The sequence below is a fragment of the Nitrospirota bacterium genome (assembly GCA_040757595.1).
Taxonomy (GTDB): Bacteria; Nitrospirota; Nitrospiria; order Nitrospirales; family Nitrospiraceae; genus JBFLWP01.
Genome location: JBFLWP010000022.1, coordinates 1 through 14,263 on the forward strand (window position 1 = coordinate 1; position 14,263 = coordinate 14,263).

The following is a 14,263-nucleotide window of genomic DNA, read 5'->3' on the forward strand; positions in this document are numbered from 1 at the left end:
TTCAGCGCCTCGCCGACCTTGAGGATCGCTTCGAGTCGGCGTTGCTCACCAAGAGCCTCAAGGAGGAGCGTTTCCTCACCCTCGATGAGGTCACCAAGCGTCTGGGCTTGTGAGCTACGGACTGGAGCTCTCTGAAGTGGTCTATGCCAGGCTGGAAGACCTGGGTGCCAGCGATGCCAAACGGCTCCGACAGGTCTTCCTGAAGATCCTGAGTCTCCGCCGTTCACCACGTCCTCCCGATTCCGAACAACTGAGCCACTTCACCTACCGGGGCCTGGCCGGCTTCCGTGCCACCCAAGGCGAATACCGGATCATCTACGCGATCGACGAGAAGGCCAAGATCGTCAAGATCGCCCGGATTCTCCACCGCGACCGCGACTACCGCGAGCTCGATCAACTGTAAAAGACCTGCCCCCTCTCATCCCCGTTGACTTGACGATCCCAAAACCTCACGGACTTTGGAACGTAAGGCATCCGGCGAACAGGGCTTGGGAAGAAAGGCGCTGTCCTCCTTCGAGTTGGGGCCCGTTGCCGGGAGGCCAGCCTCATCGCTGGAGAGGTAAAGGACCTGAATCTGTGGACGGAGGGCGCGCACACGAGTGGCAAGCTCTCGGCCGTTCATGTCGGGCATGTGGATGTCCGTGAGGAGGAGGTGGATGGGGCCTAGGTGTTGCTGGCACAGGTCCAGGGCACGGCCGGCGTCGTTTCCTTCCAGCACCGTGTACCCAGCCTTTGTGAGGATGCTTGAGAGCAACCGCCGGACGAGGGGCTCATCATCGATGACGAGGATAGTCTCAGCCTCTGAGGGAGTGGACTCTGGCATCGGATTCCTCCTCCCGTGCGTCCCGGTCTGGGAGGCGACTGGTTCGCAGGAGGTTGGATACGAAAGGCAATATATACTACTATACAAACTAAATAAAGGCATATATACGGTTTTTCCGCCTGCTGGTTGTTGCCATACTCTCCGGCATGTCTGGAGGGTCTATGGGTACCAGGGAGCAGCTCGGCAGGCGGATCAGGGACCTGAGGAAGAAGCGAGGGCTCACTCAGGAGCGATTAGCCGAAGCCGCCAGTGTGGATGTGAAGTATCTTGGAAGCATCGAGCGCGGGCGGGAAAATCCGACGATTGGGACTCTTGAGAAGCTTGCCAATACCCTTTCCGTGAAGATGCATCAAATTCTTGACTGTGAGCACGAGGTCACGGGGAAGAGGTTGTTGCAGAGACGCATCGCCCAGGTGCTTCGCGAATGTGATGAGAGGGAGCTGCAGATCATTCTCAGGCTTGTCCGGTCCATCAAGGACTAGCTCCGCCCTTACGCTCTGTCTTGGCGGTGCGTCGGCAGACTCGAGCATGCCTTCTTTTCGAGTTGCCAACGCCCTCCCAGCCTTCTATCCTAAGGGCAACGGGGGGAAGGGCCTGCTGGAGGCAACGCTGTTGGCTGTCTATCGGAAGTAGTCACTGTGCGGCTCAAGTTGTATCTTGATACATCGGTCCTTGGGGCCATCTGTGATCCTGGCCCGGAAGAACGGCTGACGGCTACTCGCCGCATCCTGGACGGACTCAAGGCGGGCTCCTGGGAGGGATATATTTCAGCGCTCGTCCTCGAAGAGGTATCGAGAGCCCATGTGTCTTTACGACGGAAGATTGCGGCAGAGCTGGAGAAGAGCCCTTTGACGGTGCTGGAGGAATCGGAAGAAAGCGTGGCGCTTGCCCAGGCCTACATTGAAGCAACCGCGATCCCGTCTGATTATGAAGACGATGCCAGACATATCGCCATTGCGACGCTCAATGACATCAGCGTGATCGTCTCGTGGAATTTTCGTCACATGGTCAATGTCGAACGGAAGCGGCGGATCAACAGCGTCAATCTGCGCGAAGGGTTCCCGCTCATTGATATTGTGTCACCCTGGGAGGTCAGCGATGAAGAAGCGTGAGGCGGAAGCAGAACCGTGGGAGACGCCTTCCTTGGAATGGATTCATCGGGTGCGGCGTGAACGCCAAGCGGAACGCCGGGGCCGCCCGATCGTTCCCCTATCCAGGAAGGAGACAGAGCGGCTGGCCAAGGAGTACGGGCTGAAGGTCGTGCGGCCGGTCACCGCGAATCAGTAGCGGCACCGCGCCCTGGTGCAGGATTGCAGCTCCTTCAATGGGAGTCTGGAAAGGGCCATCGTTGAGTGTGGCCGGCACTGCCCCGATAACGATCGGGAAGTCCCTGTCGCTCGAACGCGTTACCGGGAAATGGACCGCAACCGCGGCTTCGCGCCGCTCCGTCGAGACTCGTCTATCGTGCAACCTAGGCCTTTGGCCAGTACCGACCGAGCATCTTCTCTGAAATCTCGATTTCGCCGGTTGTCGCTCGCGCAAACACCCGGACCTCTTCAAGGATACGGGTGATCTCTTCGTCCATCATGCCAAGTTCCCGCAAGAAGTTCCCGAGCTCCACTTCTCCCCTGCATGGCTGAGCGCCCTTGAGGTGCTCGCCAGCATCCTGGCCCACAAAGGCGACCCAATAGGTCGGAACGCCCGCCTGAGGCGCTCCCAGGGAGCGGGAGATGGTGAGGTCTCCTTTGGCCATAAGAGGGCTGCAGCTCGCTTCAGACTATCAAGTTGCATGCCATGCCGAACAGAAAGGAATGGAGAGCAACAGACATGGCCTCTTCTTTTAAAGCTTGACACATTACGGCCCTGGCAAGCCACCGGAGACATACCGCGATCCCGGAGAACCTCTCATGGCACCCCGTCTGTTCTTCAATCGGCTTTGGTCGGAAGGCCTTCCAGCCGATACCGCTTTAAGGCAGGAAGATGGGGAAGGAGGCTTCGCATGGTCGCAGTACTGGTCAATGGACAGGGTGCCAGTCGGGTTCCTGGAGTCCCGGCTCTCTTTGAGTCCGAGCCGGCGCTGCAACCTTCTGTTCCTGCCGCGCCGATGTCTCCTCCATCGTCCCTGGGGGCGGCACCGTATCAGTGTGCGGGGTCGGACCGTGGCAAGAAAACCATCCTGCTGGCCGAGGACCAGCCGGGCCTCCAGCGGTTCCTGCGGATCGTGCTGACCAACGCAGGGTATCGGGTGCTTTCTGCGTATCATGCAACCCAAGCCGTTCACATTGCGCAGGAGTACCAAGGTCCCATTGATCTTCTACTGACTGACATCTTCATGCCCGATATCTCCGGGGTGGAACTGGCCGTCGGCATGCGGATGCGGCACCCCGAAATCAAGATCCTCTACATCTCCGGGGTCGTGGATCGGTCAGCCGTTTTTCGTCCAGAGACAGATCGCACCATACGATTCCTCCAGAAACCCGTTTCCACTGAAACTCTGCTTGAGACCGTGCGAGCACTTCTCTGGACGGTGCCTGAAGAAGACGTGGTATGAACCGCCCTTCCCTGCTCCACCCTCCTCTGTCGGAATGATGAACGGATCGGGAAGCAAGGCTTCTCAGGATCCCGGCTGGTCAAGGACGGCGCGGACCTTGGAGGCGAGCGTCTCCTGGGTAAAGGGCTTCTGGAGAAACGCCGTGCCCGGATCAATGATGCCGTGGTGCACGATGGATTCGCTCCCGTACCCGGACATGTAGAGGACGCGGAGATCGGGGCGGCTGGACGTGAGGCGCTCGGCAAGCTCGGGGCCGCTCATCTGAGGCATGACCACGTCGGCCAGCAAAAGGTGGATCGGCCCTTCATGGGAGTTGCTCACGAGGAGGGCTTCAAATCCGTGCCGGGCCGCAAGCACCGTGTAGCCGAGCGCGGCCAGCTCCGTTGAGACGAGCTCGCGGATAGCCGGCTCGTCTTCTACGAGAAGGATCGTCTCCGTGCCGCGGGGTATGACTCGGACGGAAGGCTTCTCGTGGATCGGGGAGACCTCCTCATTGACCCGCGGGAGATAGATTTTGAATGTCGTGCCCCGTCCTGGCTCGCTGTACACAAAGATATACCCACCGCTCTGCTTCACGATCCCATAGACCGATGAGAGCCCCAGGCCCGTACCCTTGCCCTGGGTTTTGGTCGTGAAGAAGGGCTCAAAGATGCGCGCTTGGGTCGCGGCATCCATTCCCACCCCGGTATCGCTCACGGCCAGCATCACATACGGCCCTGGAACAACGACTTGCCCCCGCCGCTGCGGTTCGGTCATCTCGATATTTGTAGTCTCAATCGTGACTCGTCCGCCCTGCGGCATGGCATCGCGCGCATTGGCAGCCAGGTTCATGAGAACCTGCTCTACCTGCCCCTGGTCGGCCTTGACTGCACCAAGATTCGGGGCCAGGGAAACCGCTAAATCAATGTCCTCGCCCAGGAGCCGGCGGATCATCCCGCCGATGCCGCCGATGACGGCATTCAGATCAAGGACCCTTGGGTCAAGGACCTGCTTGCGGCTGAAGGCCAGAAGCTGGCGCACGAGGAGACCCGCGCTCTCCGCCGCCTGTCTGATCTGCCCGAGGTTTGTCGCCACCGTGCGGTCCTGTCCGAATTGCTCCCGCAAGAGCTCGCCATACCCCTGGATCACCATCAGGAGGTTGTTGAAGTCGTGAGCCAGGCCTCCGGCGAGCCTCCCGATCGCCTCCATTTTCTGCGACTGGCGCAGCTCCTCCTCCAGTTCAGCTTGCCGCTCACGGCGAAGGTAGCTGTCATAGAGCACGCCGATGGCCTGGGTGAGGATCTCAATTGCGGCCTGTTCCGCCCCGGTGTATCCGCCCGGCCGATTCGCGACTCCGATCATGCCCACAACCTCTGACCCTCGGAGGATGGGGACCCCCAGGAAGTGACGCAGCGGCGGGTGGCCTGGGGGGAGTCCCCCTGAGCGGGGATCGGTCCCTGGCTCATTGGCAATGACCACCGTACCAGTCGTGATGATGCGTCCAAAGAGATTCTCCAGGTTGGTGAACTCCAGGTACCCTTTCTCCTCGTACGTGCGCATCGCGCGTTCATAGAACTCGCGGTTGACAGCAGCGTTCCAGACGATGCCCTCGTGCGCGAGAACCCGCAGCACCGGCCCCTCCATAACCACGCCGATGAATCCGTACTCGCTCTCCGTCAGACGCAACGCGCCACGGAGGAGTCTCGTGCTCGCCTCCCGCCAATCACCGTTCTCATAAAACGCGGTCATGGTCTCGCTGATGAGCTGCAACTGGCTGGTTTTGGCGTGGAGCGAGGCTTCGGCGCGCTTGCGCTCCGTGATGTCTTGGATGGTGCCGAAGATGCGGCGGGGCTGGCCGGACTCATCCCGCATGACATGTCCCCGGCTATGGACAACCCGAATCTCGCCGTCGGGCCGCACCACGCGGTATTCCACGTCGGGACCCGGCCCGCCCCGAAGCGCTTCCGTCACAGCGCGGATAATGATGCCCCGATCTTCGGGATGGATGAATTCCTGGAACTGGGCGAAATGGAGGAGGCGTTCGTGCGGCCGGAGTCCGAAGATGCGGTAGGTTTCGTCCGACCAGGTGAGAAGATCGCTCGCGAGGTCGCGCTCCCAGTAGCCCAGGTGCGCGATGCGCTGGGCTTCGCCCAACTTCCGCTCGCTTTCCTTGAGCGCATCCTCTGCGCGCTTGCGCTCGGTCACGTCGCGCGTGATGCTCAGGACCGACGCAATCCGGCCAGCGCCATCTCTAAGGGGGGCCGCCTGGGTCTCCAGCGATCGCAGGGTTCCGCGGAGCCCAATGATCCGAAATTGGAGAGTTCCCGGCCGGCCCTGCATCACGGAGTCATGCAGGGCTTGGAACGCCGGGCGGTCTTCAGGATGCACCAGGCGGATGACCGGGCGTCCGATCACCGCCTCGGGGGAGTCGGCTTCCACCATGGAAAGGCCCGCCGGGTTCATCTCCAGGAGCGTACCGTCCGGTGCGACCACCTTCACGCATTCGGGTTCGCTTCCGATGATTGCGCGGAGCCGTGCCTCACTCTCCCGGAGCGCCTCTTCCGTCCGCTGCTGCTCCGAACGAATCTGCTTGATGAGGAAGAGAACCAGCGACGCCACCACCGCGGAGATGCAAGCGGCGGTCAAGGGGTAGTCCCAGGCGAGCCGCCCATGGATGAGGTAGCTCATGGGAAGGCTCATGAGCACGGACAGGGCGACGGCAATCCAGAGGAAGTGCCAGAGATTGATGCGGGAGAGTCTGCTGAGGAGGAAGGAGGCCGGATGCGTCCGACGCGGTGAGGAGGTCACGGGGTCACCGCTCGTTCCGGCTCCTGGCGACAAGACCGGCCTGTCTTGCGGAAAGCCATGCGCCTGTCCTTCATGCGCAGGTATGTAGGTGAGGAAATGTAGGGGAATATATCCCAATACGATGGTGGAGCGCAATCTGCTCGAACGCCATCGGATGCTTAAGGATGGAGGGTACGAGGGGCCACGCGCTTCAGTTGCCACGAAAATCGATCCGCGTGACCCAGATCGTGCGGTTGTGTATCATGGCCGGCTTGATACCAGGAGGCAGGATATGCCCAAAATAAAGCCGCTCACGCCGCGTGAGCGCCAAGTACTCCAAAGAGTGGCCCGGGGCCTGAGCAATCGGGAAGTGGGGGAGCGGTTGGGAATAAGCGTACGGACTGCTGAGGTGCACCGGTTCAATATTATGAGAAAGCTCCGAACTCGGAATGTGGCTCAGTTGCTACGGGCAGCGCTCAAACGGAGGCTGGTGACGATCAAGGATCTCCTCCCACCCATCAAGCGACGGAGAAGGTCCTGACGACTATCCTCCACCGCGTGCCAGCGTCTCCCGGATGATCTGAAGCAGCTTGTGAAAACTTACGCCCTTCTGAACGAAGGGCGCGTCTGGGGGCAGACGATCTAAGGCGATCAGCAGCTCGCGGGGATAGCCTGACCAATAGAGTATTCTTATGTCTCCGTGAATCCGGGCAAGCTCTGCAGCCAGGTCGGAGGCCAGGAATCCCTCAGGCTCTGGCACCGTCAGGAGGAGGTGGATCGGGTCTGCATGACTCAGCGCGAGCGCCAGCGCCTGGGTCGCGTCCCCGGCGGTCAAGACGGTATAGCCGGAGCGCTGGAGGATCGCTTCGATGACTTTCTGCACCTGTGGCTCAGGGTCGAGAACCAGAATCGTTTTGGCTTCTGAGCGGTGTGATCCCGAAGCTACAAGCGTGCGGGCAAGACAACGGCGCTCTCTCGTCCGACGATCCCCGAGCCGATGGTCCCCTCTGCGCCGCTCGCAGATGCGGCGCTCAAGGCCTGCCCAGCTTGTGGCGGAAGATTCCCTCGACCGCCGATCATGGGACCGCCGGTCGCCTCCCCGGCGATCAGCTTGTCTGCGATCGTCCCGGCGTCGTTCCTCGATAGGAGCCGACCCCATGCATGACCTTGAGGCCCGAAGCTTGGTGCGCGTTCGGCGAGAAGCTAACCTGATAGGCGGATTATCGTAACATCGGCCGACCGAATCAAGAGGGTAGCACGTAATCCCGCTTGAAGCTCCCGAAGAACGCTTCGGCGATGCCATTCGACTCCGGGCTGCGTCGGGGCGTGTGGCGCGCGATCAGCCTCGTCGCCTGGACGACCGGGCGAAACCGATGCGAGGTGAGCGCGTGGGGCTCGGGCTGGTTCTTGTCATGATGAAATCATCGATCAGCAGTTGTTACCCTCTCTGTTGCCCTCTCTTCAGGGTATTACCCTTTCTTCTTCCAAGCCGCTCCGGGACCACGGCCCAGGCATTTCACACGCCTGCCTTGCGCAGATCACGGAGGACCTTGCGCACCATGTCCCGGCTCACGCCCGGACAGGCACGCTCGACATCGGCAAGCGTAAATTCGCCGGGAAACGCCATGATGGCCTGTGCGATGAGGTCGGTCTTGGCCCCACGGAGACTTTTCACGAAAAATCGCCTTTGGATGCCCCGCCCGGCAGGGCGGGGAGGAAAAAGGCGGCTGCCGGAGGCAGCACGGATCATGGAAAGTGGTGGCATGGCGACCCGGCGAGCCAGCCACTGCGTCTATGACACGCGCTACCACCTGGTCTGGGCGCCCAAGTACCGCAAGTGGGTTCTTCAGGGAGAGGTGCGAGAACGGGTGCGGGAGCTGTTTCTGGAGATTGCCTGGCATCAGGGGTTTGAGATGGAAGAGTTGGAAGTCGTAAAGGCCATGTGCATGGGTTTCTGAGCTTTCCTCCGAAATACTCGATCGGGCAGGGAGTGGGGCTGTTCAAGGCGGTCAGTGCACGAGAGATTCGGGAGGAATTTCCCGGAGTACGCAAGCAGCTGTGGGGCGGGGAGTTTTGGGAAGAAGGGTATTTTGTGCGGACGGTGGGAGACAAGGTGACGGCCGATGTGATCAAGAAATACATTCGGTTTCATGAGGCGAAGAAGATTGGCGCTGAACAATTAGACCTCTTCTAGCAGGCTGCAGAAAAACTCGCTCGTTCATTGGGTGAAACCCGCAGGAAGCACGATTTTCATCTCGATAAGTGAAATGCCTTGGCGCGGGCTGTTCGCCTGTCCTGATCGAAACAAACGCGGTTTTCGAGCAAGTCAGAGGTCGTTCCAGGCACTGAAGTTCACGCTTCAGAAGAGGCTAAAAAACGTTTTTCCGCAGCCTGCTAGAAAGCCCCGCCCGGAAGGGCGGGGTTCTTTACTGCTCCGAAAGGTCAGCTCCACTTCAACAATGGGTCGGAGTTGGCTGGCGTGCGGACCTTGCGGAGCAGGGCGCCGGTGAACTCGACCAGGTAGTGCAGCTTGATCTCGCGGGGGTGGGCGACGGAATAGCGGCCAGGCGAAATGAAACTCGCAAACTTGACCGGCTGATGGTACCAGTCGAGGTAGGCGTAAACGGACGGAGCCGGCAGGAGAAAAGGCAGTGCTCACGAGTTCGCCGGAGTAAGGTAAGGTTGATCCAGTGGAGATTGACGTTTCTACGGCAAGAAACCGGAGAGAAGCGGGGCTAGCCGCAAACCGGGGATTCTGGCTCGTTGAGGCCGTCTGGTCGGAGAAGGCCACAGGCCAGGGCATCGCGGTGCAGCTCGACACGGGTCTGGAGCCCTAACTTGTCCTGTAGACGGGCCCGATAGCTCTCGACTGACTTGATGCTGATCGCGAGACGTTCGGCCACCTGACGGTTCGTATGCCCCTGCGCGACCATGGGCAGGACTTCTCGCTCCGCTTGCTCAACACACTGGCGCGACGGTGGCCGGTGGAATCGTCGACGGGCGGAGCGTCACCAAGGACCGCGTGGGCCAAGGCCTCCCGGCAGATCGAACAGAGATGCCGCTTGCCGCTGGCCACGGCCCTGATTGCCGTCAACAACTCGGTATGATCAGCCATCTTGACCACGTAGCCGGTCGCACCGACGTCGAAGGCGGCGCGCACACAGGCCGGGTCTTGGTGCGTCGAGAGCACCAGAATCCGCATCCGAGGACAGCGCTGCCGGATCAATGGGATCAGGTGGAGTCCCCCGACCTTTGGCATCGAGAGATCGAGCAAGACCAGGTCCGGCTGGGCCTTGTCCGACATCTGGACGGCCTCCTCGCCGTCGGCCGCCTCCGCGACGACCGTCATATCCGGTTGGACGCCGATCAGCAGCCGGAGCCCGGCTCGGAGGACCGCATGATCGTCCACAATCAGTAGACGCACCGGTACGGCGAAGGCTCCCACTCCGACGGGTTCTCGTCGCCCACGCGCGTCCCTCGCCCTCCCTTCGAGTCCATGGTCACGGTTCCTCCCATGATCGGAGGGCTCCTGCCCCTGTCTGCTCACAGCGGCACCTCGGCGAAGCAGCCGTCTCTGCTTTATGCCTCTCTCGCTCGGAGCACCGCTCAGCCGAGACCATGTGCCGCTCGGCGGCTATGTTGGCCATGTGGGCACAGCCTTCACCCTTCCGTGAGGAGGAGGCACCGCGTCATTGACGGTCCAGTTTTGTCTTGCCGTGTTCGGGACGGTGACACCCCTCCGCCTGGTTACCAGGCGGGTGGGAGCGACAGCACCTCAGGATGATCGGAACTACAAACACGCTGAACAGGATCAAGAGCCCGATCCGGAAATCCAGAGTGGAGTCAGAACGAACCTGCCTGGATCCTCCCGACCCTCGGGGGGAGTCCAGCGTTCGACGCGACCACACGGAGCTGCGACCGTGAGGGCGTCGCCGGACACGGCTCACGGCACACGCGCGTCGCGTCCGATCTCGACCAACCGCGAGCCCATATCGCAAGCGGGTACCGGACGGCCGAATCGGTATCCCTGCATGACGAAGCACTGCCCGGCGCGGAGCGCCGCTTCCTGTTGTTCGGTTTCCACGCCCTCGGCAATCACCTTCAGGTTGAGGCTGTGAGCCAGGGCAATGATGGTGCTGGCAATCATGGCGGCCTGGGGATCAGCAGGCAGGTCCCGCACGAAGGATTGGTCAATCTTCAGGGTATCCACGGGGAGCTGGGCCAGATAGTTCAGGGACGAATAGCCGGTTCCAAAATCGTCTATCGAGAGGTGGACCCCCAGCGCCTTAAGGGCACGCAGCGTGGCGATGGATTCCTCCACGTTCTGCATGACCATGCTTTCGGTCAGTTCCAGTTCCAGGCAGTGTGGGTCCAGACCGGTTTCCTGGAGCACCTGGCTGACCAGCGCCGCGACATCCTGGTGTTGGAACTGTCGGGCCGAGAGGTTGACCGCGATGCGCAGCGGGGGCACTCCCATCGCACGCCAGGCCTGGGTTTGCAGGCAGGCCGTCCACAGCACCCAATGGCCAATCGGGACAATGAGGCCGGTCTCCTCGGCGATGGGGATGAATTGGGTGGGAGGGATCAGACCCAAGACCGGATGTCGCCAGCGCGCGAGGGCTTCAAGGCCGATTACCCGACCGGATGTGAGATCGATCTGCGGTTGATAATGCACGAGGAACTCATGGCGATCCAGCGCCTTGCGGAGACCTGTTTCCAGGTTGAGTCGCTCTAGCGCCTTGGCATTCATGTCGGCCGTGTAGAACCGCGCGACGTGGCCGCCCAACGCTTTAGCCTGGCACATGGCCGTGTCGGCCAGTTGGATCAGGCCATCCGGGTCCGTCGTATCGGACGGGTACAGAGCGATGCCGATGCTGGCCGTGACGTACACGTCAGACCCTTCAATTGGTGCCGGCTCCGAGACCGTCTCCAGCAGGTGCTGGGCGACCGAGGAGGCCTCTTGTGGAGAATGGAGCCCGGTCAGAATGATGGCGAACTCATCGCCGTCGAATCGCGCGACGGTGTCCCCGTCCCGCGCGCAACGGAGCAGCCGCTTGGCCACCTCCCGCAGCAGCACATCCCCCGCTCGATGGCCCAGCGTGTCGTTCATCAGCCGGAAGCGATCCAGGTCGAGGATCAACAGGCCGACGAACTGCCGATGGCGCTTCGCCTGCGCGAGCGCTTGCTCCAGCCGGTCTCGGAACAGGACGCGGTTCGGCAGGTCCGTGAGGGAGTCGTAGGAGGTGAGGCGGAGCAGGAGCTGCGCCGTGCGCGTGCGCTCGGCCACCTCCACCAGGACCGCGCGGAGCAGGAGGAAGCTCCGGGCTTCATCGGAGACAACCAGCTGAACGGAGACGTCAACGGGGTACAAGCTGCCATCGGCACGGCGGTGCGTGCCGCGAAACGTCAGCCTGTCCCGCTTGCCTCCCAGCACCGGCGCTACCAGGGATCGGAAAGACCCCGGGTCGAAGCCAGACAGCACCTGAAGCGGCGTCATCGTCAGCATTGCCGCGCGCGAATAGCCAAGATTGCGCACCGCCCCGGCGCTGACGTACCGGTACCCGAGCGTCTCCGCGTCCACCGCATAGACCTCGTGGAGGCTCGCCTCGACGACGGCGGAAAGATCGGTCATGCTCTCCCTGTCGCACCCGGGGCTCACGGAGCCGTCGGCCCATCCAGCAGCTTCTGGACCATCCGCAGCAGGGCCTCTCTGGAGAACGGTTTCTGAAGAAAAGCGGTGCGGGGGCTCCGCCCCGCCTCCCCAATGGCCTCCCCACCACCGTAGCCGGACATGAAGAGCACCTTCAGGTCCGACCGCTCACGTAATAAGATCTCGGCCACCGCCGGGCCGGTCATGCCGGGCATCGTGACGTCGGTGAGCAGCAGGGGAATCGGCCCAGGATGTGCCCGACTGAGGCGGAGGGCCTCCAGACCGCTTGCGGCCTCAAGCACCCCATAGCCGAGGCTCTCCAGCATCATGCGAAACATCCCGCGGACTTCGTGTTCGTCCTCCACCAGCAGGATCGTCGTGGTCTCAGTCTCTTGCAGCGGGCGAGCCTGGTCAGGTCCGACCGTGCGAAGGGTCTCGTCGAGGCCCGGAAGATAGATCGTGAAGGTTGAGCCTTTGCCCGGCTCGCTTTCCACAGTCAGGTATCCCCCGCTCTGGGCGACGATGCCGTGGGCCGCCGAGAGCGCGAGTCCGACTCCGTGCCCGATGGGCTTCGTCGTGAAGAAGGGTTCAAAGATCCTGGGCAGGTTTTCTGGGGCGATCCCGTGGCCCGTGTCCGTGATGGCGAGCGCGGCGTATCGGCCTGCCGGGACGTCGGCCGGTTGGCTTGGACGCGCGTCAGCGAGCTCGACATTGGCCGTCTCGACGGTCAGCCGTCCGCCCTCCGGCATGGCTTCGCCCGCATTGCGAACGAGCGCTTGGACGACCTGATCGAGCTGACCGGGATCGGCCTTGACCGGGTCGAGATCCGGCGCGAGGCGGTAGACCACTTCGAGCTTGTCCCCCGTCAGCCGCTTGAACCGTGCAGGATCGGCAACGAGTCTGTTCAGATCCAGCACCGTCGGGTACAGGACCTGTTGCCGGCTCCAGGCCAGCACCTGTTGGACCAGCGCCGCGGCCCGCTGCGCGGCTTGACGGACCTCGCCGAGGCTGGCGCTCACCGCGTCCCGGGGCGGCACTTTGCCGAGGGCCAGCTCGCTGTACCCGAGGATGACGGTCAGGAGATTGTTCAAGTGATGCGCCAGGCCTCCGATCACTCGATCGAGTTGCCGCTCCCCCTCGAAGCCGGGGCGCGGGTCGGCCCGTGATGGCCCCGCGCCGGGCGGCGGGTCTTCATGAATCGGCCGCACCGTCGCGGCCACCAAGAGCCCTCTATCCGCCTCGATGGGGGACAGCCAGACGGTGACGGGAAACTCCGTGCCATCGGCTCGCAGGCCGCAGAGGCGTCGTCCCGCTCCGATCCACCCCGGAGTGGGCGCGGAGAAGTAGGTGCGGCGATGGTCGTGGTGCCGCTCCCGGAATTGGAGCGGGAGCAAAGTCTCAACCGACTGCCCGACCAGCGTTCCGCTGGGATAGCCGAAGATCTGCTCCGCCCGGGCGTTGGCGAGCACAATGCGGCCGTCACGATGGGCCACGACCGTGGCGTCCGGAAATGCTTCGACGACGTGTCGGAGGGCGACCTGCTGCTCGATCCATTCCTTCATGGCTCCGTCCTCTCTCCCTGGTGGCGCCCGTTCCCCGGCCAGTCACGCGCCTGGCACGAGGACGCGGGGGACGTTCCGCTCTTGTCAGGGCTCGGCGCCCAGGAGCAGCTTGACCATGACCGCAAGCTCCACCTGATGCAGATCCACCGGTTTATGCAGGACATCGAAGGCCCCCAGGTCCAACGCCTCCTGCAGGAGCGGTTCGTCCTGGCTGGCGGTCACCACGATGGCGTTCAGCGAATCGGCCGGCGCCGTCGGGGCCTTGAGCCGCCGCAGCACCTCCACGCCGTTCATCCCCGGCATGTAGAGATCCAGCAGAACCAGGTCCGGCGGGTCTCGGCGAATCAGAGCCAGGGCGTCGGGTCCATTGGAGGCCGTCCGGATTCGGTAGCCCCGGCTGGCCAGGAATTCCCCCATCAAGGCGGCAATCTCCGGCTCGTCGTCCACGATCAGGATCGTTGCGGCCTTGGGGGCCGATCCCCCTTCCGGACCGAGGTGACGCGAGCCCAAGCTAGGCCTCCCAGCCTGTTTGCCGACCTGCTGCAAGGCCCGAGTGATCAGGTGCATCAGGTCGTCCAGCTTGAGCCCCTTGCGGAGCACCTCGGTGATGCCGAGCCGGCGGATACGACTGTCCATGTCGGGCGCCAGACGCTCCGCGACCACGAGCAGGGGGACCTGCGGAGCCCGAGCCCGGAGGGTCGCCAGCGTCTCCAGACCCGGCCTGCCCGGCAGACTCAGATCAACCAACAGGAGGGCCGGCGCCGGTCCGTCGAGAAGCCGGACGGCCTGGTCCGCGGTGTCGGCTGTCACCACCTCATGCCCATAGGCTCGCAGCGCCCCGCAGAGCGTCTCTCGAAACTTCTCTGGTGCAACCGCAACTGCAATGCCTGCCATGTTCGCCTGTTCCCCCA

Annotated in this window: 16 protein-coding genes and 1 pseudogene; 7 read left to right on the plus strand and 10 right to left on the minus strand. The window is 62.6% G+C overall.

Going from position 1 to position 14,263, the window contains the following annotated elements; translation table 11 throughout:
- The first annotated feature begins 109 nt into the window (after positions 1-109).
- Positions 110-403 carry a type II toxin-antitoxin system RelE/ParE family toxin gene (locus tag AB1411_15550; GenBank protein MEW6545011.1) on the plus strand — a complete coding sequence of 98 codons (294 nt, stop codon included), beginning with the start codon at positions 110-112 and terminating at the stop codon, positions 401-403.
- A 15-nt stretch (positions 404-418) separates the two neighbouring features.
- On the opposite strand, the gene AB1411_15555 is transcribed toward AB1411_15550, so the two are convergent.
- The gene (locus tag AB1411_15555) at positions 419-823 is read right to left on the minus strand and encodes a response regulator (GenBank protein MEW6545012.1); all 405 of its coding nucleotides are present in this window, start codon (positions 821-823) and stop codon (positions 419-421) included.
- Between the two features lie 161 nt (positions 824-984).
- Here AB1411_15555 and AB1411_15560 point away from each other — a divergent pair, with 161 nt between their 5' ends.
- From AB1411_15560 to AB1411_15570, 3 genes are all read left to right on the plus strand, one after another.
- Entirely contained in the window at positions 985-1,305 is a 321-nt protein-coding gene (locus AB1411_15560; GenBank protein ID MEW6545013.1) for a helix-turn-helix transcriptional regulator, read from the plus strand.
- Positions 1,306-1,461: 156 nt separating this feature from the next.
- On the plus strand, positions 1,462-1,935 hold the full coding sequence (locus AB1411_15565) for a PIN domain-containing protein (protein ID MEW6545014.1): 474 nt from the start codon (positions 1,462-1,464) through the stop codon (positions 1,933-1,935).
- Positions 1,922-2,110 carry a hypothetical protein gene (locus AB1411_15570; GenBank protein MEW6545015.1) on the plus strand — a complete coding sequence of 63 codons (189 nt, stop codon included), beginning with the start codon at positions 1,922-1,924 and terminating at the stop codon, positions 2,108-2,110. Before AB1411_15565 ends, AB1411_15570 begins: the two co-directional genes overlap by 14 nt.
- A 184-nt stretch (positions 2,111-2,294) precedes the next feature.
- Here AB1411_15570 and AB1411_15575 read toward each other — a convergent pair whose 3' ends face one another.
- Positions 2,295-2,576, minus strand: coding sequence for a hypothetical protein (locus tag AB1411_15575; protein MEW6545016.1), 282 nt, complete (start codon positions 2,574-2,576; stop codon positions 2,295-2,297).
- A gap of 246 nt (positions 2,577-2,822) precedes the next feature.
- On the opposite strand from AB1411_15575, the gene AB1411_15580 reads away from it, so the two are divergent.
- A complete protein-coding gene (locus tag AB1411_15580) occupies positions 2,823-3,374 on the plus strand; it encodes a response regulator (GenBank protein MEW6545017.1) in 552 nt (183 codons plus the stop codon).
- A 63-nt stretch (positions 3,375-3,437) separates the two neighbouring features.
- On the opposite strand, the gene AB1411_15585 is transcribed toward AB1411_15580, so the two are convergent.
- Positions 3,438-6,161, minus strand: a complete 2,724-nt coding sequence (locus tag AB1411_15585; GenBank protein MEW6545018.1) for a PAS domain-containing protein — start codon at positions 6,159-6,161, stop codon at positions 3,438-3,440.
- Between the two features lie 271 nt (positions 6,162-6,432).
- Between AB1411_15585 and AB1411_15590 the strand changes: the two genes are divergently transcribed.
- Positions 6,433-6,681, plus strand: coding sequence for a LuxR C-terminal-related transcriptional regulator (locus tag AB1411_15590; GenBank protein ID MEW6545019.1), 249 nt, complete (start codon positions 6,433-6,435; stop codon positions 6,679-6,681).
- 3 nt (positions 6,682-6,684) lie between these two features.
- Here the strand turns inward: AB1411_15590 and AB1411_15595 are convergent, their stop codons facing one another.
- Both AB1411_15595 and AB1411_15600 read right to left on the minus strand, forming a co-directional pair.
- The gene (locus tag AB1411_15595; protein MEW6545020.1) at positions 6,685-7,023 is read right to left on the minus strand and encodes a hypothetical protein; all 339 of its coding nucleotides are present in this window, start codon (positions 7,021-7,023) and stop codon (positions 6,685-6,687) included.
- A gap of 633 nt (positions 7,024-7,656) precedes the next feature.
- Positions 7,657-7,815 carry a hypothetical protein gene (locus AB1411_15600; GenBank protein ID MEW6545021.1) on the minus strand — a complete coding sequence of 53 codons (159 nt, stop codon included), beginning with the start codon at positions 7,813-7,815 and terminating at the stop codon, positions 7,657-7,659.
- Positions 7,816-7,903: 88 nt separating this feature from the next.
- Here AB1411_15600 and tnpA point away from each other — a divergent pair.
- Positions 7,904-8,334: pseudogene (tnpA, locus tag AB1411_15605) on the plus strand (IS200/IS605 family transposase).
- A 541-nt stretch (positions 8,335-8,875) separates the two neighbouring features.
- Here the strand turns inward: tnpA and AB1411_15610 are convergent.
- From AB1411_15610 to AB1411_15630, 5 genes are all read right to left on the minus strand, one after another.
- The gene (locus AB1411_15610; GenBank protein MEW6545022.1) at positions 8,876-9,043 is read right to left on the minus strand and encodes a LuxR C-terminal-related transcriptional regulator; all 168 of its coding nucleotides are present in this window, start codon (positions 9,041-9,043) and stop codon (positions 8,876-8,878) included.
- A complete protein-coding gene (locus tag AB1411_15615) occupies positions 8,974-9,564 on the minus strand; it encodes a response regulator transcription factor (protein MEW6545023.1) in 591 nt (196 codons plus the stop codon). The genes AB1411_15610 and AB1411_15615 overlap by 70 nt, the downstream gene beginning before the upstream one ends.
- A gap of 519 nt (positions 9,565-10,083) precedes the next feature.
- The gene (locus tag AB1411_15620; GenBank protein ID MEW6545024.1) at positions 10,084-11,772 is read right to left on the minus strand and encodes an EAL domain-containing protein; all 1,689 of its coding nucleotides are present in this window, start codon (positions 11,770-11,772) and stop codon (positions 10,084-10,086) included.
- Between the two features lie 23 nt (positions 11,773-11,795).
- Complete coding sequence (locus AB1411_15625) at positions 11,796-13,352, minus strand: ATP-binding protein (protein ID MEW6545025.1); 1,557 nt, start codon at positions 13,350-13,352, stop codon at positions 11,796-11,798.
- An 84-nt stretch (positions 13,353-13,436) separates the two neighbouring features.
- Positions 13,437-14,246 (minus strand): response regulator, encoded by an 810-nt coding sequence (locus AB1411_15630; protein ID MEW6545026.1) that lies wholly within the window; start codon positions 14,244-14,246, stop codon positions 13,437-13,439.
- Positions 14,247-14,263: the final 17 nt, after the last annotated feature.